The organism is Pseudomonas sp. AM8 (assembly GCF_036346475.1).
GTDB lineage: Bacteria > Pseudomonadota > Gammaproteobacteria > Pseudomonadales > Pseudomonadaceae > Aquipseudomonas > Aquipseudomonas marginalis.
In genome coordinates, this window is sequence record NZ_JAOTNX010000007.1 from 207,662 (window position 1) to 228,265 (window position 20,604).

The 20,604-nt window shown below is 62.3% G+C and carries 18 protein-coding genes and 1 riboswitch; of the genes, 7 read left to right on the forward strand and 11 right to left on the reverse strand.

The window, feature by feature from the left end:
• The first annotated feature begins 64 nt into the window (after positions 1-64).
• On the forward strand, positions 65-811 hold the full coding sequence (locus V3W40_RS18390; protein WP_027604921.1) for an RsiV family protein: 747 nt from the start codon (positions 65-67) through the stop codon (positions 809-811).
• Here V3W40_RS18390 and cytX read toward each other — a convergent pair.
• Together cytX and thiC are read right to left on the reverse strand one after the other, a co-directional pair.
• Positions 780-2,057: a putative hydroxymethylpyrimidine transporter CytX gene (cytX, locus tag V3W40_RS18395; RefSeq protein ID WP_330215453.1), complete on the reverse strand. Its 1,278-nt coding sequence runs from the start codon at positions 2,055-2,057 to the stop codon at positions 780-782. The genes V3W40_RS18390 and cytX overlap by 32 nt on opposite strands.
• A gap of 89 nt (positions 2,058-2,146) precedes the next feature.
• Entirely contained in the window at positions 2,147-4,051 is a 1,905-nt protein-coding gene (thiC, locus tag V3W40_RS18400; RefSeq protein ID WP_027604923.1) for a phosphomethylpyrimidine synthase ThiC, read from the reverse strand.
• Between the two features lie 149 nt (positions 4,052-4,200).
• A riboswitch (TPP riboswitch) is annotated at positions 4,201-4,306 on the reverse strand.
• 196 nt (positions 4,307-4,502) lie between these two features.
• Between thiC and V3W40_RS18405 the strand changes: the two genes are divergently transcribed.
• Positions 4,503-5,942 carry a TolC family outer membrane protein gene (locus V3W40_RS18405; RefSeq protein WP_330215454.1) on the forward strand — a complete coding sequence of 480 codons (1,440 nt, stop codon included), beginning with the start codon at positions 4,503-4,505 and terminating at the stop codon, positions 5,940-5,942.
• Between the two features lie 61 nt (positions 5,943-6,003).
• Here the strand turns inward: V3W40_RS18405 and waaA are convergent, their stop codons facing one another.
• Together waaA and V3W40_RS18415 are read right to left on the reverse strand one after the other, a co-directional pair.
• Positions 6,004-7,281, reverse strand: coding sequence for a lipid IV(A) 3-deoxy-D-manno-octulosonic acid transferase (gene waaA, locus V3W40_RS18410; RefSeq protein WP_330215455.1), 1,278 nt, complete (start codon positions 7,279-7,281; stop codon positions 6,004-6,006).
• Positions 7,282-7,304: 23 nt separating this feature from the next.
• Positions 7,305-8,195, reverse strand: coding sequence for a LysR family transcriptional regulator (locus tag V3W40_RS18415; RefSeq protein ID WP_065925646.1), 891 nt, complete (start codon positions 8,193-8,195; stop codon positions 7,305-7,307).
• A gap of 102 nt (positions 8,196-8,297) precedes the next feature.
• On the opposite strand from V3W40_RS18415, the gene V3W40_RS18420 reads away from it, so the two are divergent.
• From V3W40_RS18420 to V3W40_RS18435, 4 genes are all read left to right on the forward strand, one after another.
• Positions 8,298-8,633: a DMT family transporter gene (locus V3W40_RS18420; RefSeq protein WP_027604927.1), complete on the forward strand. Its 336-nt coding sequence runs from the start codon at positions 8,298-8,300 to the stop codon at positions 8,631-8,633.
• A 135-nt stretch (positions 8,634-8,768) separates the two neighbouring features.
• Positions 8,769-9,938 carry an NAD(P)/FAD-dependent oxidoreductase gene (locus tag V3W40_RS18425; protein WP_065925647.1) on the forward strand — a complete coding sequence of 390 codons (1,170 nt, stop codon included), beginning with the start codon at positions 8,769-8,771 and terminating at the stop codon, positions 9,936-9,938.
• On the forward strand, positions 9,935-10,747 hold the full coding sequence (locus tag V3W40_RS18430) for an aldo/keto reductase (RefSeq protein WP_065946617.1): 813 nt from the start codon (positions 9,935-9,937) through the stop codon (positions 10,745-10,747). Before V3W40_RS18425 ends, V3W40_RS18430 begins: the two co-directional genes overlap by 4 nt.
• Before the next feature lie 41 nt (positions 10,748-10,788).
• Positions 10,789-11,757 carry a metal ABC transporter ATPase gene (locus V3W40_RS18435; protein ID WP_065925649.1) on the forward strand — a complete coding sequence of 323 codons (969 nt, stop codon included), beginning with the start codon at positions 10,789-10,791 and terminating at the stop codon, positions 11,755-11,757.
• Positions 11,758-11,883: 126 nt separating this feature from the next.
• Here V3W40_RS18435 and V3W40_RS18445 read toward each other — a convergent pair whose 3' ends face one another.
• From V3W40_RS18445 to V3W40_RS18470, 6 genes are all read right to left on the reverse strand, one after another.
• Positions 11,884-12,819, reverse strand: a complete 936-nt coding sequence (locus V3W40_RS18445; RefSeq protein WP_065946618.1) for an NAD-dependent epimerase/dehydratase family protein — start codon at positions 12,817-12,819, stop codon at positions 11,884-11,886.
• A complete protein-coding gene (gene hldE, locus V3W40_RS18450) occupies positions 12,812-14,236 on the reverse strand; it encodes a bifunctional D-glycero-beta-D-manno-heptose-7-phosphate kinase/D-glycero-beta-D-manno-heptose 1-phosphate adenylyltransferase HldE (RefSeq protein ID WP_065925651.1) in 1,425 nt (474 codons plus the stop codon). Before hldE ends, V3W40_RS18445 begins: the two co-directional genes overlap by 8 nt.
• A 103-nt stretch (positions 14,237-14,339) precedes the next feature.
• A complete protein-coding gene (cysC, locus tag V3W40_RS18455; protein ID WP_074848563.1) occupies positions 14,340-14,948 on the reverse strand; it encodes an adenylyl-sulfate kinase in 609 nt (202 codons plus the stop codon).
• Complete coding sequence (locus V3W40_RS18460) at positions 14,941-15,645, reverse strand: sulfotransferase family 2 domain-containing protein (RefSeq protein WP_330215456.1); 705 nt, start codon at positions 15,643-15,645, stop codon at positions 14,941-14,943. The genes cysC and V3W40_RS18460 overlap by 8 nt, the downstream gene beginning before the upstream one ends.
• A gap of 153 nt (positions 15,646-15,798) precedes the next feature.
• On the reverse strand, positions 15,799-17,607 hold the full coding sequence (msbA, locus tag V3W40_RS18465) for a lipid A export permease/ATP-binding protein MsbA (RefSeq protein ID WP_065925654.1): 1,809 nt from the start codon (positions 17,605-17,607) through the stop codon (positions 15,799-15,801).
• A gap of 9 nt (positions 17,608-17,616) precedes the next feature.
• Positions 17,617-18,795, reverse strand: coding sequence for an O-antigen ligase family protein (locus V3W40_RS18470; protein WP_027604936.1), 1,179 nt, complete (start codon positions 18,793-18,795; stop codon positions 17,617-17,619).
• A 148-nt stretch (positions 18,796-18,943) separates the two neighbouring features.
• On the opposite strand from V3W40_RS18470, the gene V3W40_RS18475 reads away from it, so the two are divergent.
• Complete coding sequence (locus V3W40_RS18475) at positions 18,944-19,510, forward strand: hypothetical protein (protein ID WP_027604937.1); 567 nt, start codon at positions 18,944-18,946, stop codon at positions 19,508-19,510.
• On the opposite strand, the gene V3W40_RS18480 is transcribed toward V3W40_RS18475, so the two are convergent.
• Positions 19,499-20,596, reverse strand: coding sequence for a glycosyltransferase (locus V3W40_RS18480; RefSeq protein WP_065925655.1), 1,098 nt, complete (start codon positions 20,594-20,596; stop codon positions 19,499-19,501). The genes V3W40_RS18475 and V3W40_RS18480 overlap by 12 nt on opposite strands.
• Positions 20,597-20,604 lie beyond the last annotated feature (8 nt).

The following is a 20,604-nucleotide window of genomic DNA, read 5'->3' on the forward strand; positions in this document are numbered from 1 at the left end:
CTGACTGCCTTGCTGGTAGTCGAAGCTGCACAATTTCGCTCTTATCGATAGACGAAGGACATCCATGTCGCTTTTAAAAATCGCCTCCGTGGCCTGCATCGCCCTGACCCTCGGCGCCTGCCAAAGCCTGTTCCAACCCAGCTATCGCACACCGCTGGAAGCCACCCGCGACGCCAGCGAGCAGAGCAAGCCGGGCTGCGCCGCCAGCGATTGCCCGCTGGTGAATATCGACACCGTGCACTTTGCCAAGGAACCCAAGCTGGATGCCTTGATCGAGCAACGCCTGCTGGAAATGACCCGTACCAACGCGGGCGACCCGCTGCCGTCGAGCCTGGAGTCCTATCGCGAGCAATTCCTCGGCACCGCCGCCCCACGCAACAGCATGTACTTGCAGGCCAAGGTACGGGAGCAGCATGACGGTTTGGTAATCATCGAGCTGTCCAGCTACCTGGACCAGGGCGCCACCCACGGCGAGCCTGGCCGCGCGTTCATCAACTATTCGCGCCAGCAGCAAAAGGCCCTGTGGCTGAGCGATATGCTGCTGCCAGGCAAGGAAGACGCGTTCTGGAAAGCCGCCCAGGTGGCGCACAACAGCTGGCTGATCAGCACCCGCCTGAGCCTGGAACCGGAGTTCGTGAAAACCTACCCGTTCCAGAAAACCCCGAACGTGGCGCTGACCTACGGGGGTGTGATCCTCAAGTACCCCACCAGCACCATCGCGCCGTACGCCCTGGGCCATGTCGAGTTGCAGATCCCCTACTCGCGCCTGGAAGGCATCCTCAAGCCTGAGCTGGTGCCCGCGCGCCGCTGAAGGCCCGCCCCAGGATGAACTGCAACAACCCTGCCAGCACCAGCGCCGGCAGGGTTGCGCCGATGTCCGGGTACAGGTTGGCCAACAGGTGATAAGTGCCGATGCCACCCAACCAGGCCAATAGAGCCGGCCAACGCAGGCTGGCGACATTGCCATTAGCACGACGGCGCAGGATGAAATGATCCACCAGCACCACGCCGAACAACGGCGCAAACACTGAGCCGATCAGCAACAGGAAGTTCTGGTATTGCGCCAACGGGGCAAAACAGGCGATCAGGGTGCAGATCACACCAATGGCCAGGGCCAGGTGCTCGACCTTCACGCGCAACAGCATCCCACTGGACACCGCCGCCGAGTGAATATCGGCAAAGGCGTTTTCCGACTCGTCCAACAGGATCAGCAGCAGCGGAATCCCCAGGCCGGCCCCGGCCAGCGCCAGCAACAGCGCATTCACTTCACCGCTGGGCGCAAACGCCAGGGTGTAGGCCACGCCCAGGCTCATCAGCCAGAAATTGCCGATAAAGAAGCCCAGCGCCGTGCCGCCAAACACACTCTTGGCGCGCTTGCCGAAGCGGGAGTAATCGGCAATCAGCGGCAACCACGACAGCGGCATGGCGATGGCGATATCAAAGCCCACCGCAAAGGGCATCGAACCGTCACCGGCCCGAGCCCAGAGTGCGCCGAGGTCAGCCTTGGCGAACAGGTTCCAGGTCAGCCACAGGCAGGCCGCCAGCAGCAGCCAGATCCCCCATTTGCGCAGGATCTTGCGTACGAACGTCAATGGCCCGCTGACCGCCAGCAAGGTCGCCAAACCACCGAAGAACAGTGTCCACAGCAACGGGCTGGCCAACAGGCTGCCGTCGCTGAACGTGCGTGCGCCCAACAGGCTGGCGGCATCGCGCATCACGATGATTTCGAACGAGCCCCAGCCAATCAGTTGCAGCAGGTTCAACAACGCCGGCAGGCTCGCACCTTTGGCCCCGAGGCTGAGCTTGAGGGCGGCCATGGCGGACAGGCCGGTGTCGCTGCCGATCACACCGACGGCGGCCAGCAACAGCACGCCGACCAGGGTGCCGAGGAAAATCGCCAGCAAGGAGCCAGACAAGCCCAGGCCCGGCGCGAGCAAGGCACCGGTCTGCAGGACCATCAGGCCGATGCCAAGGGAAAACCACAGGGAGAACAGGTCGCGGGCGCCGAAGACGCGCTTGTCGGAGGTGACCGCGATGTCAGGGGAATAAGTGTTCAAATCAGAAGTCTCAAGAGAACATGGTTACGAGCCGCAAGCCGCAAGAAAAAGCAGATTCAGCTTTTAACTTGTAGCTTGCCGCTTGCCGCTTAAACTTTCTTGTACAACTGACTGCCTTCCTGCTTGAACCGCTCCGCCTGCTCCGCCAAGCCCTTGGCCACGTCCACATCCACCGCGTCAATGCGCTGGTTGGCCGCGTACTCGCGCACTTCCTGGGTGATTTTCATCGAGCAGAACTTCGGCCCGCACATGGAGCAGAAGTGCGCGACCTTGGCCGAGTCCTTCGGCAGGGTTTCGTCGTGGTACGAACGCGCGGTGTCCGGGTCCAGGCCGAGGTTGAACTGGTCTTCCCAGCGGAACTCGAAGCGTGCCTTGCTCAAGGCGTTATCGCGGATCTGCGCGCCCGGATGCCCCTTGGCCAAGTCCGCCGCATGGGCGGCGATCTTGTAGGTGATGATCCCGGTCTTCACGTCATCCTTGTTCGGCAGGCCCAGGTGTTCCTTGGGCGTGACGTAGCAGAGCATGGCGCAACCGAACCAGCCGATCATCGCCGCACCGATGCCGGAGGTGATGTGGTCATAGCCCGGCGCGATGTCGGTGGTCAGTGGGCCCAGGGTGTAGAACGGCGCTTCGTCGCAGCATTCGAGCTGCTTGTCCATGTTCTCCTTGATCAACTGCATCGGCACGTGGCCGGGGCCTTCGATCATGGTTTGCACGTCGTGCTTCCAGGCGATCTTGGTCAGCTCGCCAAGGGTTTCCAGTTCGCCGAACTGCGCGGCGTCGTTGGCGTCGGCAATCGAGCCTGGGCGCAGGCCGTCGCCGAGGGAGAAGCTGACGTCATAGGCCTTCATGATTTCGCAGATTTCGTCGAAATGCGTGTAGGTGAAGTTCTCTTTGTGGTGCGCCAGGCACCACTTGGCCATGATCGAACCGCCACGGGACACGATGCCGGTGACGCGCTTGGCGGTCAGCGGCACGTAGCGCAGCAGCACGCCCGCATGGATGGTGAAGTAATCGACGCCCTGCTCGGCCTGTTCGATCAGGGTGTCGCGGAACAGCTCCCAGGTCAGGTCTTCGGCCGCGCCGCCGACTTTTTCCAGGGCCTGGTAGATCGGCACGGTACCGATCGGCACCGGCGAGTTGCGGATGATCCACTCACGGGTTTCGTGGATGTGCTTGCCGGTGGACAGGTCCATCACGGTGTCCGAGCCCCAGCGAATGCCCCAGGTGAGTTTCGCCACTTCTTCTTCGATGGACGAACCCAGGGCGCTGTTGCCGATGTTGCCGTTGATCTTCACCAGGAAGTTACGGCCGATGATCATCGGTTCCAGTTCGGTGTGGTTGATGTTGGCCGGGATGATCGCGCGGCCACGGGCGATTTCTTCACGCACGAATTCGGGGGTGATGATTTTCGGCACGCTGGCACCGAAGCTGTGGCCGGCGTGTTGCTGGTCGAGCAGGCCACTGGCGCGGGCTTCTTCCAGCTTCATGTTTTCGCGGATGGCAACGTATTCCATCTCGGCGGTGATGATGCCTTTGCGCGCGTAGTGCATCTGGGTGACGTTGGCCCCGGCCTTGGCGCGGCGTGGGTTCTTCACATGGGCGAAGCGCAGGGCGGTCAGCTCGGCATCGCTCAGGCGCTGTTGGCCAAAGTGCGAACTCAAGCCCGACAGGCGCTCGGTGTCGCCACGCGCTTCGATCCACGGCGAGCGCACATCGCCCAGGCCTTTGCGCACGTCGATGATCACATTCGGGTCGGTGTACGGGCCGGAGGTGTCGTAGACCACCACGGGCGCATTGATTTCGCCGCCGAAGTCGGTGGGGGTCACGTCCAGGCTGATTTCACGCATGGGTACGCGAATGTCCGGGCGAGTGCCCTGCACGTAGATTTTTTGCGAGCGGGTAAACGGCTGCACGGAGCCGGAGTCGACCTTGGCCGATTCACTCAAATGCACGGTGTTTTTCAGTTTTGTACTTTTTATTTCTGTGCTCATCACGGGCTCTCCAACTATCCAGGCGGTGGATTTTTTGTCGGAGCGAACCTGTGACGGACGGATGCACTGAAACCAGTGCTGTGCTTGGTGCACGAGGGTTGTTCGAAGGTCGAACAACATCCCGGACGAAGCACAAGAGGACTCGCCGGGGGACGAGAAATCTTGTTCCCTACGCAGGCGTTAACCTGATCAGGTTCAACGGGATCCGGTATTTACCGATCTCAGCCTTCCAACAAGGCACCCCGACAAGAACTCGGCCAGTCTAGACCATGCCGTGGGCAAATTGCCAATAGCGGTGCATTCAGCGTGATGAATGGCGTGATTGCGGGATTGTTGCGCCGAGTCAGCGCCACTACACTCGATTGCCGCCACAATGCTTGACGCCAGGAATGGCCCGTCTTAGCCTTGGGCGTTAAATTATCGCCGTAATATTCACACTAGGGATCGCCTCATGCTGCGCAAACTCTCACTGGCTCTCGCCGTGTCTTGTGCGACCAACGGAATGGTCTGGGCAGCTGAAGCGCCCTTGTCCGCCAAAACTGACCTGGTCAGCGTCTATCAGGAAGCGGTGGATAACAACGCCGACCTCGCTGCCGCCCGCGCCCAATACGGCGCGCAGAAAGAAGTCGTGCCCCAGGCCCGCGCGGGGTTGCTGCCGAACCTGTCGGGCGGTGCCGACATCAATAACGTGCGCACCCAGATCGACACACCCGCCGCCACGGCCAACCGCGACGCCCACTCCTGGCGCGCGACCCTGAGCCAGCCGCTGTTCCGCGCCGATCGCTGGTTCCAACTGCAAGCCGCCGAAGCCACCAACGAACAGGCGGCGCTGCAACTCTCGGCCACCGAACAGAACCTGATCCTGCAAAGCGCCGAGAGCTACTTCGCCGTGCTGCGCGCCCAGGACAACCTGGCCTCGACCAAGGCCGAGGAAAATGCCTTCAAGCGCCAGCTGGATCAATCCAACGAGCGCTTCGACGTGGGCCTGTCGGACAAGACCGATGTGCTGCAATCCCAGGCCAGCTATGACACTGCACGGGCCAACCGGATCCTGGCCCAGCGCCAGGTGGACGATGCCTTTGAAGCGCTGATTACCCTGACCAACCACCAGTACAACTCGATCCAGGGCATTGTCCACACGCTGCCGGTGTTGCCACCGCTGCCCAACGACGCCAAGGCCTGGGTCGAGACCGCCGGTCGCCAGAACCTGAACCTGCTGGCCAGCAACTACGCCGTCACGGCCGCCGAAGAAACCCTCAAGCAGCGCAAGGCCGGCCATGCGCCGACCCTGGACGCCGTCGCACAGTATGAAAAAGGTGACAACGACGCCCTTGGCTTCAGCAACCCGAATGCCTTCGGCACGCCGTACCGTGGCGATGTGGAGCAGCGCACCATCGGCCTGCGCCTGAACATCCCGATCTACAGCGGCGGCCTGACCAGCTCGCAGGTGCGGGAGTCGTATTCGCGCCTGGGCCAGACCGAGCAGCAACGCGAAGGCCTGCGTCGCCAGGTGGTGGAAAACACGCGCAACCTGCACCGCGCGGTAAACACCGATGTGGAACAGGTCCAGGCGCGCCGCCAGTCGATCATCTCCAACCAGAGCGCCGTGGAAGCCACGGAAATCGGTTACCAGGTGGGTACGCGCAATATCGTCGACGTGCTGGACTCACAGCGCCAGCTCTACGCGTCGGTGCGCAACTACAACAACAGCCGCTACGACTACATCCTCGACAACCTGCGCTTGAAACAGGCGGCGGGCACCTTGAACCCAGGGGACCTGCAGGACCTGACGCGCTACCTCAAGGCCGACTACAACCCGGATCGCGACTTCCTGCCGCCGGACCTGGCCAAGGCCGCCGCCGAGCAGCTCAAGGCCCGCCCGGGCTACTGAGCACACCACAAAACCAATGTGGGAGGGTTCTACACCCTCCCACATTGGTAACGGTGTTAAGTCAGTGAGCTATCAGTCTATCCAAACCATCCAGCAAGCGCTTAAGCGCCCCCTGATTAGCCTGCATCACCTTGAGCCCCGCCTGCGCCATGCGGCGTGCATCCTGCGGCAGTTCGAACAGCTGGCGTACGGCCTCGGCCAGCCCTTCTGCGTCCTCCACCTCTCGCAACGCCCCCGCTTCGCGCATCATCGCGGTGATTTCGAGGAAGTTGAACACATGGGGGCCCATGATCACCGGCTTGGCCAGCGCCGCCGGTTCCAGCGGGTTGTGCCCGCCGGTCGCGACCAGGCTGCCGCCGACAAAGGCGCTGTCGGCCAGGGCATAGAGAAACAACAGCTCGCCCATGGTATCGCCGAGCAGTACCGAGGTTTGCGCGGTCACCGGCTCGCCGCTGGAGCGACGCACCGTGACAAACCCTTGTTGCGCGCACAACTCGAACATCGGGCCGAAGCGCTCCTGATGACGCGGCACCAGGATCAGCAGCGCGTTGGGATAGCTCTCGAGCAGTTGCCGGTGGGCCGCCAGCACCACGTCATCTTCGCCTTCGTGGGTACTGGCAGCGATCCACACCGGGCGCTCAGCGGCGCCCCATTGCTCGCGCAGGGCGGCGGCACGCAGCGGCAGCTCGGGGTCGATGGTCAGGTCGAACTTGATCGAGCCGGTGACTTCGACGGTTTCCGGGCGTGCGCCCAGGCTCAGGAAACGCTGGGCCTCAGTCTCGGTCTGTACCGCGAACAGGCTCATTTCCGATAGCATCGGCGCCGTCAGCCTGGCAAAACGCGCATAGCCCTTGGCCGAACGCGCCGACAGCCGCGCATTGGCCAAGGCCACCGGAATACCGCGCCGGGCGCAGGCGTGGATATGGTTGGGCCACAACTCGGTCTCCATGATCACCGCCAGCCGGGGCTGTACACGATCGAGAAAACGCTTGGCTGCACAGGGCAAATCGTAAGGCAGGTAGCAATGCTGGATGCGCGGCTCGTTGGCGAACAACGCCTGGATGCGCTCGGAACCGGTGGGTGTCATGCAGGTGACGGTGACCGGCAGCTGTGGATAACGCGCCAACAAGCCGCGGATCATCGGCGCCGCGGCAATGCTTTCGCCCACCGACACCGCATGTACCCAGATCCCGCCCGGCTGCATCGCCGGCAAGCCATAGGAAAACCGCTCGCCGACGCGCCGGGCATAGGCCGGCGCCTTGCGTGCACGCAACCAGAGACGTAAGGCCACCAACGGCAGCGCCAGGTAAAACAGACAGCTGTAGAGAGTTCTATTCATGGCGGTGGAGTTTATCGGCTTTTTCAGTCGATCGCCTGCAAGCACTCGGCAAAACGTTTGGCGAGAAAGCGCGCGGCGGGGCCCAGGTGCTCGTCGCGCCGCCAGACCAGCTCCACCACCAGGGCCGGTGGCGTCCATTCGCTGTCCAATTCCACCATCTGCTGCTGATAGGTCGGGTATTGCACGATATGCCGTGGCAGCCACGCCCAGCCCAGGCCGCTCATCAGCCATTCGGCCAGTACGTAGAAACTGTCGGCACGCCACACCAGCGGGCTGGCCGCTTCGCTGCCGGGGTAGACACTGGTCTGGGTCGACATCAACAACTGGCGAAACTGGGCCAGGTGCTGGCACGTCACGTAGGGCTCCTTGGCCAACGGGTGGTTCACGCCGCACACCGTGACCATCTCCACGCTGCCTACCACCCGCCGCTCCAAGGCTTCGGGGATCTGGTCGTGATAGAACAGCAGGCCCAGGTCGGCCTGGCGCTCCACCAACTTGCGCGCCACATCGCCCTGGGCGGCGCTGGACAGTTGTACTTCCAGCAACGGGTATCGCCCCGCCAATGCCTCAAGGCTGTCGAGTACCGGCTGGAACAACATCGCTTCATCCTGGGCCAGGCGCAGGCAGGCTTCTTCACCGCGGGTCAGTGACAGTGCCCGGCCATTGAGGCGCTCACATTGGCGCAGCACTTCGCGGGCCTCCTCCAGCAACACACTGCCGGCTTCGGTGAGGCTGGGCTGGCGGCCGCTGCTACGCTCGAACAGGCTCACGCCAAGGTCGGTCTCCAGCATCGCAATCGCGTTGCTGACTGCCGATTGCGCTTTGCGCTGCCCGCGCGCCACCGCTGAAAACGAACGCTGCTCGGCGACGCTGACAAACAAACGCATCTGTTCCAGGTTCCATTGCATGCTCATCCCACAACCCATCTTAATTTCGGATAGGTAATGACTTTACCCCATCTGATAAAACTCTAGAATGCCGGCCTTATCAGATTGCTTTACACCGAGGACTCACCCATGAACGCCGCCTACTGCTACCTGGCTATTGCCATCTGCTCGGAAGTGATCGCTACCGTTTCCATGAAAGCCATCAAGGGCTGGAGTACTCCCATCCCGCTGTTGCTGGTGATCGTCGGCTACGGCGTGGCGTTCTGGATGCTGACCCTGGTGGTGCGTACCGTGCCCGTCGGCGTGGCCTATGCGGTATGGGCCGGGATGGGCATCGTGATGGTGAGCATTGCCGCGCTGTTTATCTATGGGCAGAAGCTCGATGTGCCGGCGATGCTGGGGATGGGCCTGATTGTGCTGGGCGTGGTGGTCATCCAGCTGTTCTCGAAAACTGCAGGGCATTAAAAGCAGCAGTAAGTTGCGAGCGACAAGCGGCAAGAAAGAGCGCCGCGAATCGCTTCTAACTTGCCGCTTGCAGCCGATAACTTGTCGCTGCGCGCTATACTGCACGCCCTTTTCTATCCACGAGGTCTCGCGCGCATGCCTATTTCCACCGACGTCCTGATTGTCGGCGCCGGAGTTGCCGGCCTCTGGCTGAATGCGCGCCTACGCCGCCAGGGGTTTTCCACGGTGCTGGTGGAAAACGCCACATTAGGTGGCGGGCAGAGCGTGAAGTCCCAGGGGATCATTCATGGCGGTGCGAAATACGCGCTGCACGGCGCCCTCACCGGCGCCTCCGAAGCGATTGCCGATATGCCGCGTCGCTGGCGTGAAGCCCTGGCCGGTGACGGCGAGCTGGACCTGTCCGGCGTGCGCGTGCTCTCGCAAGCCCATTACCTGTGGTCCCCAGGCACGATCGCCGGCAACCTCACCAGCTTTTTTGCCAGCAAGGCCGTGCGCGGCCGTGTCGATCAGGTCAAGGGCGACGACCTGCCGCCAGCCCTGCAAGACCGTGGCTTCAAGGGCAAGGTCTATCGCCTGGCCGAACTGGTGGTGGACGTACCCAGCGTGATCGAACGCCTGGCGCAACTGGCCGGTGACGGCTTGCTCGCCGGGCAGCATATCGCCCCCCTTTACGAAGGCGACACCTTGGTGGGCTTGAACGTCGATGGCCGCGAAATCCGCGCCCAGCGCATCGTCCTGAGCGCCGGTGGCGGTACCGCCGAACTGCTCGCCGCCCTGGGCCTGAGCCAGCCGGCCATGCAGAAACGCCCGTTGCATATGATCATCGCCAAGGGCCCAGGCCTGAAGCCGCTGTACGCCCACTGCCTGGGCGGCGGTACCAAGCCGCGCATCACTGTCACCACGCACCCGGCTGCCGATGGCAATTGGGTGTGGTACATGGGCGGCGACATTGCCGAGGCCGACGGCGTGGCACGCACACCCGAAGAACAGATCGCCACCGCCCGGAAAGAGTTGGCGCACCTGCTGCCCTGGATCGATATGAGCCAGACCCACTGGGCCACGCTACGGGTCGATCGCGCAGAACCCCTGCAATCGGGCCTGAGCCGGCCTGACAACGCCTTCGTCGCCGAAGAGGGCCGCCTGCTGGTGGGCTGGCCGACCAAGCTGGCGCTGGCGCCGGATTTCGCCGATCGCGTGATCAACAGCCTCGAACGCGACGGCATCCGCCCAAGCGCATCGGAGCCTTTGCCCGACCTGCCAAAACCCGCCATCGGCGTACCAGCCTGGGAGCAACTGTTGCCATGAGCCTGCCGACCCTGCACGACCTGCACCGCCCCTTGGGCAGCACCGGCCTGCTGGTGTCGCCGCTCGGCCTCGGCACCGTCAAGCTGGGCCGCGACCAGGGTGTGAAGTACCCCAGCGGCTTCACCATTCCCGATGACGACGAAGCACGGATGTTGCTGCGCCAGGCCCGCCAGCTGGGCATCAACCTGATCGATACCGCACCCGCCTACGGGCGTAGCGAAGAACGCCTGGGGCCACTGCTGCGCGGCCAGCGCCAGGACTGGGTGATTGTCAGCAAGGTCGGCGAAGAGTTCGAAGAAGGCCTGTCCCGCCATGATTTCAGCGCTGCCCATACACGGATGTCGATCGAACGCAGCTTGAAACGACTTGAAACGGATTTTATCGATCTGGTGCTGGTGCACTCCGATGGCAACGACCTGCACATCCTCAACGACTGTGAGGTGTACCAGACCCTCGCGCAGCTGAAACAAGAGGGCAAGATTCGCGGTTTCGGTTTCTCCGGCAAAACCGTCGAAGGTGGCGTGAAGGCTCTGGAACAAGGTGATTGCGCGATGGTCACCTACAATCTGAACGAACAGGCGGAAAAAGCCGTCATTGAGTATGCGGCGGCCCATGGCAAGGGCATCCTGGTCAAAAAGGCGCTGGCCAGCGGCCACGTCTGCCTGGAACCGGGAATGGATCCAATACACGCCAGTTTCATGCTGTTGTTTGCGCAAACGGGCGTCGCCAGTGCTATTGTCGGGACCATCAATCCGCTGCACCTGGCCCATAACGTGGCGACCGCTGCCAAGGTCATTCGTCAACTCTGATGCCGCCGACGCGGCCGACCCCGTCGCAAGAAGGAGCCGACATGCCGCGAACGCTCATAAGAAAAAACCCCAGCAACTTCAAGACACTGCCCCTGCACGTCGAAGCCACCCCCGAAGGCCTGATCTACCAGGGCGTGGGTATGCCGCTCAACTTCGCCCAGACCCTGCAACGGCGCAAGCCGGTAGAGGTGCCGGATGCCGAACGCTTCGCCCTGGAACTGGCCAACCTCGGCGTATCGGTGCGCCTGACCCTGCACTGGCAAAACAAGGATTACTGGGTGTTGGTGCGCCAGCGTCGCCAGGACCGTGGCGATGTGGTGCTCAAGCTGATCTCCGGCTACGTGCCCGCCCATGAACTGAACCTGCCGCTGCACACCGCCATCCAGGAGATTGCCGAGGAATGCCTGTTGGAGACCCCGGAAGGCTGGCTCGGCGGGCGCTTCAACGACACCTGGTTGCCGGCCCCCTACTCCGCCGCACTGCATTACCGCGAAGCCTTGCCGTTTCGCCTGAGCCCTTTGTCAGGCGCCGCACGCCCGGTACGTTGCGCAACCACCCAACTGATCGAGCGCCCACGGGCCTATGTGCATGTGCCGACCGCGTCGCTGCAACTGATTTATGACTTGCGCCTGGAAGTGCCGAAGGAAGCCAAATCCCTGAGCCTGTTCCATGTGGATGAGCGGCTTGAAGGCGACCAGCTGGTGGCACGCCTGGACCGCCAGCGCCCGGACCTGTACCTGATGCCACTGAAAGACGGCCAACCGCTCGCTGAGCTCTACACCGTCAAGAAAGACCAGCTCTACCCCGCCAGCACCCGCGGTCTATACCTGGCGGAAAGCTTCGCCCAGCAGGAAGGTTGGCTGGTGCGCGACGAGCGCATTCGCTGGAAGGATTGGCTTCGCCAGCAAGGCCTGGCAGAGCCTGAGAAAGAATCGAAATTGAAGCGCCTGACCGGCAAGGCACGCCAGATGCTGCGCAAGATCGTGCCAAATAAAAAAACCAGCCGCTGAGGGCTGGCTTCGATAACTGTAGGAGCGAGCTTGCTCGCGAAAAACTCAAGGGCGCCGCTTTTAATCAGGATACCCGCGTTATCGTTGACGAGCTTCGCGAGCAAGCTCGCTCCTACAGGTGAACAGTCAGCCTCTGAGCAACCGCGCCAGGCCAACCGTCAGCGGGGTCGGCTCAGGTAGCTTGAAGCTGGCCAGCAAACGCTGGTTATTCGCCCGCGAATGCCGAATGTCTCCCGAGCGTGCCGGGCCGTAAGTCACGGCAGGCAACGTACCAATGGCCTCTTCCAGTGCCTGCAGCACCTGCTTGAGGGTAGTCGTGCGGTTCCAGCCGACGTTGATCGCCCCCAACGGCGCGTCCGGGGCTTCGATGGCCTGCACCAGCACGTCCACCAGGTCTTCCACGTACATGAAGTCGCGGGTCTGCTCGCCATCGCCGAACACGGCAATCGGCAGGCCTTGCTGAGCCCGTTCGCTGAAGATGCTGATCACGCCGGAGTACGGCGATGACGGATCCTGGCGCGGGCCGAAGATATTGAAGAAGCGGAAAATCACCGGCTCCAGGCCATGCTGGCGCCGGTAGAAGTCGAAGTAATGCTCGCCGGCCAACTTGTCCGAGGCATAGGGCGTCAACGGCGCCTTGGTGGTCTCTTCGTCAATGGAAGCGCCTTCGCCGTTGTTGCCATACACCGCCGCGCTGGAAGCGAATACCACCCGCTTCACACCGGCTTTGCGCATGGCTTCGCAGACATTCAGGGTACCGACGAAATTGCTCTGGTGCGTGCTGACCGGGTCATCCACCGAAGCCTGCACCGAAGCGACCGCCGCCAGGTGCACCACCGCCGTCGCGCCGACAGCGGCACGCGCCACCAGCCCGGCATCGGCGACATCCCCCTCGAGCAGCTCGACGCGCGGGTTGTCCAGCGGCAGGTTGCTGCGTTTGCCCGTGGACAGGTTATCCAGCACACGCACTGCGTAGCCCTTGGCAAGCAGCGCGTCGACCAGGTGCGAGCCAATGAAGCCGGCGCCACCGGTGATCAGGACCAACGGATCAGCCTTACTCATTGTTGCGAATCTTCTCGACAATGGCGGTGGTCGAGCTGTTCTCAACCAGGCCCAGCACTTTGACCTTGCCGCCGTAGGCACTGACGATGTCGGCACCGACCACCTGGTCGACGGAGTAGTCGCCGCCCTTGACCAGCACGTCCGGCTTGACCTGGGCCAGCAGGTTTTCCGGGGTGGCTTCAGGGAAGCTGATCACCCAATCCACCGCGCCCAGCCCGGCCAATACCGCCATGCGTCGGTCGACGCTGTTGATCGGACGGCCAGGGCCTTTCAGGCGGCTGACCGACGCGTCATCGTTGACCGCGACGATCAGCCGATCACCTTGGGCGCGAGCCTGCTCCAGGTAGGTCACATGGCCGGCGTGCAGGATGTCGAAACAGCCATTGGTGAACACAATGCTTTCGTTGTGGGCACGGGCATCGTCAATCGCCAGCAGCAATTGCTCGATGCTCAGCACACCACGTTCCGAACCTTCGGAGCGCTGGATCGCACGGCGCAGTTCAGGCGCGCTGATCGCGGCCGTCCCCAGCTTGCCGACTACAATGCCCGCCGCCAGGTTGGCCAGGGCCACGGCGTGGGGCAACTCTTCGCCGGCCGCAATGGAGGCCGCCAGGGTGGAAATCACGGTGTCACCGGCACCGGTGACGTCAAACACTTCACGGGCACGCGCCGGCAGGTGCATCGCCGGGTGACCGGGACGCAGCAGGGTCATGCCGTGCTCGCCACGGGTCACCAGCAAGGCGCCGAGGTCAAGGTCGGCCATGAGTGCCGCGCCTTTGCTCACCAGGTCGTGCTCATCGGCGCAACCGCCGACGATGGCTTCGAACTCGCTGAGGTTCGGTGTGATCAGGCTGGCACCTCGATAAATCGAGAAGTCCTTGCCCTTGGGATCGGCCAGTACCGGAATGTTCCGCGCCTTGGCGGCCTGGATCAGTTCCTGGTGGTTCTTCAGGGCGCCTTTGCCGTAGTCGGACAACACCAGCACCTTGATACCTTCGAGCAACGCGTCGACCTGGCCACTGAGAGCCAGGGCGTCGGTGGCGAAGGGTTCTTCGAAATCGATACGCAGCAATTGCTGGTGACGGCTCATCACCCTCAGCTTGACGATGGTCGGCTGATGGGCAATGCGCTGGAACAGCGCGCGTACGCCGGCGCCGCGCAGGCTGTTGGCCAGGCTGTCGGCGGCTTCGTCGTCGCCGGTCACACCGACCAGGGAGGCCGGGGCGCCGAGGGCGGCAATATTGAGGGCAACGTTGGCAGCGCCACCTGGACGGTCTTCGATTTGCTCGACCTTGACTACCGGTACCGGCGCCTCAGGGGAAATCCGTGAGGTACCGCCATGCCAGTAACGGTCGAGCATGACATCGCCGACCACCAAGACAGGGGCTTGATCGAATCGCGGCATGGACAACTTCATGGAGCAACCCACATACAAAATGAACAGGGGCGCGATATTAGCACAGGGTGAGCGCCGCCTAGTTCGAGAGCTTTATCCGCGATGCATCAGGCACTGAAACTGATCACTTTTTAAACAGTGCCGCCAGGATCTGCTCCACGGCTTCGGCCAACTCAACCTCATCGGTATTGATTTCGCAGTCGGCCGCAAGCGGTGCCTCATAGGGGCTGTCCAACCCGGTGAAGGCCTTGATGCGCCCCTCCAGTGCGGCGCGGTACAAGCCCTTGGGATCGCGCCGGGCACATACGTCAAAGGGCGTGCTGACATAAATCTCAAAGAACTGCTCCGGCCCGAACAGCGCCCTGGCGCGCGCCCGATCGACGCTGAACGGCGAGATCGCCGACACAATGACAATCAAGCCGGCGTCCACCATCAGACGCGCCACTTCGCCGATACGCCGGATATTTTCCTTGCGCGCCGCGTCGCTCATGCCCAGGTCATTGCACAGCCCCGCGCGCAAGTTATCGCCATCAAGCACGAAGGTGTGCCGCCCCTGCTCGTTGAGTTGCACCTCCAGGGCATTGGCCAGGGTCGACTTGCCGGACCCGGACAGCCCCGTCAGCCATACGCAGCAGGGCTGCTGATGCTTGAGCGCCGCCCGTGCGGCCACGGACAGCGATAGGGAAAAGGGACGGATGGCAGCGCCACCGCCGGTCAGCAACTGGCTATTCATAACCCAACACCTCGTAGTCACGTTGATAGGCACGCCTGACCAATCGGCGCGTGCGCGAGGAGCAAAAGTCCCTGACCGCCTCGTGGCGACGCCCCAGGGAAACATTCAGATGTGGCAGGGATGAGTCCACGCCGAGGCGTTCGCACAGGTGCAGGAAGTCTTGCTGCAAAGACTCCTGGCGCCCGAGGAAGTCCATGGCCATCTGGCCCATGTGATCGACCAGGAAGTCGGTCTGGGGAGCAAAGTGCAATTGACGTCGCAGGTTATCCGGGTGCAGCCAGCCGGCAATGAAATGGTCGAAGTCGCGGTAGCTGGAAACGAGCGACTGGGCTTGCAGGTCGCGAGCGCCCATAGGGTTGCCGCGCAAGTAGGTATAGGCCGAGTAAGCGCGCTCCAGCGGGTCGCGTACGAAAGCGAATTTGAAGCTGCGCTCGCAGTGTTGGGGAAATTGCTGCTCATACCAGTAATACGGCAGATGCCCCGGCCAGCGCCCCTCGAGAAGTGCCGAGCACAGGCTGCTGCCGGCGCATTTGGGCACATGGATAAACACGCACTGGTGTCGTTCGAAAGCCGGGTTAAGCGTTGCTACCCCAGACAGGGATTTGTTCACCGCCTGGCGATCCACCACCGACAAACGCCCCAGCAGAAACACCCTCTGGTGTTTGGGAAGCAGCTTCCACAGTAGACGTTGCAACATTCCAATACCCACGCAAGAAGGTTAGCCCTCTCGTTCGTCATTCGAATCGAGAAGGCCAACATAACAAACGACAAGCGCTGGATTATTTGGCTTTGGTCAAGCCCTGTAACGGGCCTGATACAAACACCGGGGCGCATTGCGCGCCCCGGCTGGTCAGGTGATGTTTGCCGTGGCCGGCTCGTCCAGCCCCATGGCGTGCAGGCGCGAGTAATAGCCGCCCATGGCCAGCAGTTCGAGATGTGTCCCGCGCTCGACAATTTCGCCGTGGTCCATCACCAGAATCAGGTCGGCTTTCTCGATGGTGGACAAACGGTGCGCAATCACCAGGGTGGTGCGACCTTTCATGACCTTGTCCAGTGCAGCCTGGATATGCCGCTCGGACTCGGTATCCAGGGCCGAAGTGGCCTCATCGAGGATCAGCAGCGGGGCATTTTTCAGCAGGGCCCGGGCGATCGCCAGGCGCTGACGTTGACCACCGGAAAGCAGCACGCCATTTTCACCGACTTCGGTGTCCAGGCCTTTTGGCAGCTCGGAGATGAAGTCCATGGCGTAGGCGTCGGCGGCGGCTTTCTCGATGTCGGCACGGGGTGCATCGGCCAGGTCGCCGTAGGCGATGTTGTTGGCCACGGTGTCGTTGAACAAGGTCACATGCTGGGTCACCTGGGCCACGTGACGACGCAGGTTACGCAGGCGGTAGTCTTCGATCTCGACCTCGTCCAGCAGGATTTCCCCGGTTTCATGATGGTAGAAACGCGGGATCAGGCTGGCCAGGGTCGACTTGCCGCTGCCCGAGCGGCCGACCAGGGCGATCATCTGCCCAGGGGCTGCGCTGAAGCTGATGTTCTTGAGCACCTCACGCTCCGTACCCGGGTAGGTGAAACTCAGGTTGCGCACGTCCAGGCGACCGCTGACGCGATCACGCTCCACAGTGCCGCTGTCGACTTCGGGTTCTTCATCCAGTTGTTCGAAGATGCTCTCGGCACCGGCCACGCCTTTCTGGATCGTCGAGCTGACTTCCGACAGCTGGCGAATCGGCTTGGGCAGCAGGCCCGCCGCAGTAATGTAGGCCACCAGGTCACCCGCCGTGGCTTCACCGCGCAACAGCAGCACCAGGAACATCAACGCGGCCATGGCCGTGTAGATCACCAGTTGCAGCATCGGCGTATAGACCGCACCGGTCTTGTTCATGCGCAGCTGCTTGTCGGTATTGCCCTGGCTGGCGGCGGCAAAGCGACGCTCCTCGTAGCTTTCGCCACCGAAGCTGCGCACCACGCGGTAACCCTGGATGGTTTCCGAAGCGACGTGCGTCACATCGCCCATTGCCACCTGGATCTTCTTGCTCTGCTTGCGGAATTTCTTGCTGGTGCTGCCGACCATGATCGCGATCAGCGGCAGGATCGCCAGCATCACGAGGGTCAGCTTCCAGTTCATCCACAGCAGGTAGCCGAACAGGAACACCACCGTCAAGCCTTCGCGGATCACCACCTTGATTGCATCGGTGGCCGCACCGGTGACCATGGTCACGTTGAAGGTGATACGGGAAATCAGGTGCCCGGAGTTGTGGGTATCGAAATAGCGGTTAGGCAACACCAGCAGCTTGTTGAACAACTGGACCCGCAGGTCATGCACCAGCCCCAGGGAAACCTTGGCCAGGTAGTAGTTGCCCAGGAACGACCCCAGCCCCTGCCACGCGGCGATCAGGATGATCAGCAGCGGCACGGCCATCAGCAACTTCAGGTCCTTGAACAACGGGATATTGGGCAGGAACACCACATCGGGGTTGCTCAAGCCATCGACGAAGTACTTGAGAATCCCGGCGAGCATTGGCTGGGTCGAAGCGAAGATCACGAAGCCCACGATACTCAGCAGGAACATGCCGAGGTACGGTTTCACATAGCCCAGCAGCCGGAAATAGATTTTCAGGCTGGATTCCTGGTCCGCTTTGGGCGGTGCGTCACTCATGTGTCGAGCTCACTGATTGGGTAGGACGCGAACTTTATCACACGCGTCGGGTTTGGCCCGAGCCCAGACCAAAACACTGGCCAGGGCAATCGGCAGCCAGGAGATAAACCACTCGGCCCGCGGCGTGCCGGTCAGGCTGGCGGCATCGAATTGCATGGCCAGGAACGAAAACACCCACATGCCGATGATGCCCTTGCCATAGAGCGTGTCTCGGGCCTTCCAGGCCTGCCACAGCACACCGAACCACAGGCCGCACCACAGCAGCAGGCCGGGCAGGCCCAACTCGATGCTCACGTGGGTGAACAGGTTGTGGGAGTGATCGAAAAAGAGGTTATCGGCAAATACCTTGTAGTCCCCGCCCAGCCCCAGGCCGGTCCACGGGCGCTCGCTGATCATCTGCACGGCGGCCATGAAGATCTGCGGACGGTAAGACACACCCCGGGCCAGCACCAGGGACTGCATGGCGAAGAACACCGCCAGCGCCGCGATGACCGCACCAATGGCAATCACCGTGCTACGGCGGTCACGGCACCAGGCCGGCATTGCCACGACAGTCAGCAACAACGCCAGTGCGGCGCCGCGGCTTTGACTCAGCACCACGAACAACCCAAGCAACGCGATGGACACTGCCCATGCCACCTGCATCCAGCGACCGCGCGGCAGCCAGTGCAGCAACCACACGGCGGCCAGGCCGATCACATAGGCACCCAGGATCGGATGGCTCAACTGGCCCAGGCCTTCGAGGCGCGCATACCAGTCGTTATGCTCAAAGCCATAGAATTTGATGATCGCCAGGAGCGACGACAGGGCCAGGCCGAAACCACCCCATTGCATCACGCGGATCACCTGCTCGGTCCGGCCACAGGCGAGTACCGGGAAAAACAGCAGGAACACGCCGATGTACAGCAGACGCTTGGCTTCGCGCGAAGGGTCCTCGGCATTGGTCCACGTCAGGCTGATCGCCCCCCAAGCTGCCAGCAACCCGACCATCACGCAGAGCCAGCGCTGTTCGCGCCAGACCTCCATGAGACGCTCACGGGCCGACCAGGCAAACACCATCGCCGGCAACCACAGGAACAGCGTCAAACCCTGTTGATAAATCTTATTGGTCGGGGCAAAAGCAATCGCCAGCAAAAACCAAAGTAACCCGAAAATCATCCATACCTGCGCCCAACGACTTGCTTGCATCACCCGCTCCTGAATACGTTCAACCCGCCAACCCGGCATGGTTAAAACCCAAAACTTTCGGCATTATTACCGATCACTGTGCCCGCGACTCCCACAAGGCTTTCCGACGATGCAATGTTCAAGGCTTTCCCAAGCCGATTTAACCGCGATGATTGAAGGTGCCAGAATCCTGGAACAGGACAGCTACGGCCCCAAAGTCTACCTGCTGACCGACGGGAACATCCTCAAGCTGTTTCGCCGCAAGCGCCTGCTGTCGTCCGCGCTGTTCCGCCCGTACTCCAAGCGTTTCATCGACAACGTGGCGCAGTTGCAACAACGGGGCATCCCGACCCTGACCGTGCTCGCGTTCTTTCAACTGACGGCGCCCGGCATGACCGCCGTACTCTACCGCCCCTTGCCGGGCGAAACGCTGCGCCAGATTTCCAACCGTGAAGGCTTTGACTGGCACACCAACCTCGACCCGCTGGTGGCCCTTATTCGCCGCCTGCATGGCGCGGGCATCTACTTCCGTTCGTTGCACCTGGGCAATATTGTCGTGACACCGGACAATGAAATGGGCCTGATCGACGTGGCCGACATGCGTTTCCTGCGCGCGCCCCTGAACCCGGAACTGGCGAGGCGCAACCTGCAACACTTCGCCCGCTATATTGCGCGCGAGAAGCTGAACGAACACTTTCCAATGCAAGCACTGGAGCAAGCGCTGCTAGCGGCATGAGAACAGCCGCCGGGTGGTTTCAGTGAAATCGTTCCAGGCCTGCTCCGGCGCCAACGCCCGCGATTGAGCCTCGACAACCTGCACGCCGGAACTCACGAACGCGCGTGCCAGGAGTTGCCCCCAGGACGTGGCGCTGTCTACGGGCGCGTACCAGCCGGCATCACCCAGTTGTTCGCGGAACACTGCCAGCTCGCTGGTCAGTACAGGCACGCCGGCCATCACCGCCTCTTGCAGGATCAACCCCAGGCCCTCTTCCGTCGACGGAATGGCGACCCAGTCAAACGCCCGATAAAGGGTCGCCGCCTCAGGAAGATGCCCCGGCAGGTACACCTTGTCGCGCAAGCCAAGCGCCTCGATACGCGCCTCAAGCCTGGGCCTCGCCGGCCCCTCGCCGATGATCACCAGGCGCGCATCCGGCCGATCGGCCGTCGCACTGGCAAAGGCCTCCAGCAAACAGCCAAACCCCTTGCCGTCGACCAGTCGACCTACCGCCCCCACTGCCGGCGAGCCATCCAACGGCAGCCCCAGGCGGGATCGAGCCGGCTCACGGGCAAGCGCGGCGGCACGAAACACCGCAGGATCGAAGGCACTGCGCAGCACCGCCACGGGCCGTTGCAGGTAACGCTCAAGGGAGCCGGCGAGGGTTTGCGACACGGCCGCCAGCGTCAGTTGCGACGCAGGGAGTTGCTCGAAGAGCTTACGATCAGCTTTGCGCAAGCGCGTGACGCCATGAAAAATCACCACGGCCCGCACCTGCGGCAAGTGCTTGAGCACCGGTAAAAGCACCCGCGCGACACCGATGCCATCAAGCAATACAACCTGCACATCCTCAGGCAGGGCCTTCTGGAAGCGCGCACGCATCCAGGGCATCAGCCACTTCCACAGGTGCCGCCCCTTGAGCCTGGCGGATGAGAGGTTCCACTCGACGGCCTGCTCGACCAGGCCATCGCTGCCAGCGGCGCTGCCCTGAAGCAACCAGGTGTGCACCGGTACATCGCTGTCGGCCTGGGCCAGTATTTGCTGATGAACCTTCTGCACCGAAGCGAATGCAGAGCCACCAGCCCACATGATGTTGAGAATACTCATCGAAAAAA

Excerpts from the sequence above, each read along its gene's own strand:
- waaA (WP_330215455.1), bottom strand. The coding sequence starts at position 7,281 with ATGAATAGAACTCTCTACAGCTGTCTGTTTTACCTGGCGCTGCCGTTG.
- V3W40_RS18470 (WP_027604936.1), bottom strand. The coding sequence starts at position 18,795 with ATGCAAGCAAGTCGTTGGGCGCAGGTATGGATGATTTTCGGGTTACTT.
- thiC (WP_027604923.1), bottom strand. The coding sequence starts at position 4,051 with ATGAGCACAGAAATAAAAAGTACAAAACTGAAAAACACCGTGCATTTG.
- V3W40_RS18405 (WP_330215454.1), top strand. The coding sequence starts at position 4,503 with ATGCTGCGCAAACTCTCACTGGCTCTCGCCGTGTCTTGTGCGACCAAC.
- V3W40_RS18460 (WP_330215456.1), bottom strand. The coding sequence starts at position 15,645 with ATGTTGCAACGTCTACTGTGGAAGCTGCTTCCCAAACACCAGAGGGTG.
- cysC (WP_074848563.1), bottom strand. The coding sequence starts at position 14,948 with ATGAATAGCCAGTTGCTGACCGGCGGTGGCGCTGCCATCCGTCCCTTT.
- V3W40_RS18425 (WP_065925647.1), top strand. The coding sequence starts at position 8,769 with ATGCCTATTTCCACCGACGTCCTGATTGTCGGCGCCGGAGTTGCCGGC.
- V3W40_RS18430 (WP_065946617.1), top strand. The coding sequence starts at position 9,935 with ATGAGCCTGCCGACCCTGCACGACCTGCACCGCCCCTTGGGCAGCACC.
- V3W40_RS18435 (WP_065925649.1), top strand. The coding sequence starts at position 10,789 with ATGCCGCGAACGCTCATAAGAAAAAACCCCAGCAACTTCAAGACACTG.
- V3W40_RS18390 (WP_027604921.1), top strand. The coding sequence starts at position 65 with ATGTCGCTTTTAAAAATCGCCTCCGTGGCCTGCATCGCCCTGACCCTC.
- V3W40_RS18480 (WP_065925655.1), bottom strand. The coding sequence starts at position 20,596 with ATGAGTATTCTCAACATCATGTGGGCTGGTGGCTCTGCATTCGCTTCG.
- V3W40_RS18415 (WP_065925646.1), bottom strand. The coding sequence starts at position 8,195 with ATGAGCATGCAATGGAACCTGGAACAGATGCGTTTGTTTGTCAGCGTC.
- msbA (WP_065925654.1), bottom strand. The coding sequence starts at position 17,607 with ATGAGTGACGCACCGCCCAAAGCGGACCAGGAATCCAGCCTGAAAATC.
- V3W40_RS18475 (WP_027604937.1), top strand. The coding sequence starts at position 18,944 with ATGATTGAAGGTGCCAGAATCCTGGAACAGGACAGCTACGGCCCCAAA.
- V3W40_RS18420 (WP_027604927.1), top strand. The coding sequence starts at position 8,298 with ATGAACGCCGCCTACTGCTACCTGGCTATTGCCATCTGCTCGGAAGTG.
- hldE (WP_065925651.1), bottom strand. The coding sequence starts at position 14,236 with ATGAAGTTGTCCATGCCGCGATTCGATCAAGCCCCTGTCTTGGTGGTC.
- V3W40_RS18445 (WP_065946618.1), bottom strand. The coding sequence starts at position 12,819 with ATGAGTAAGGCTGATCCGTTGGTCCTGATCACCGGTGGCGCCGGCTTC.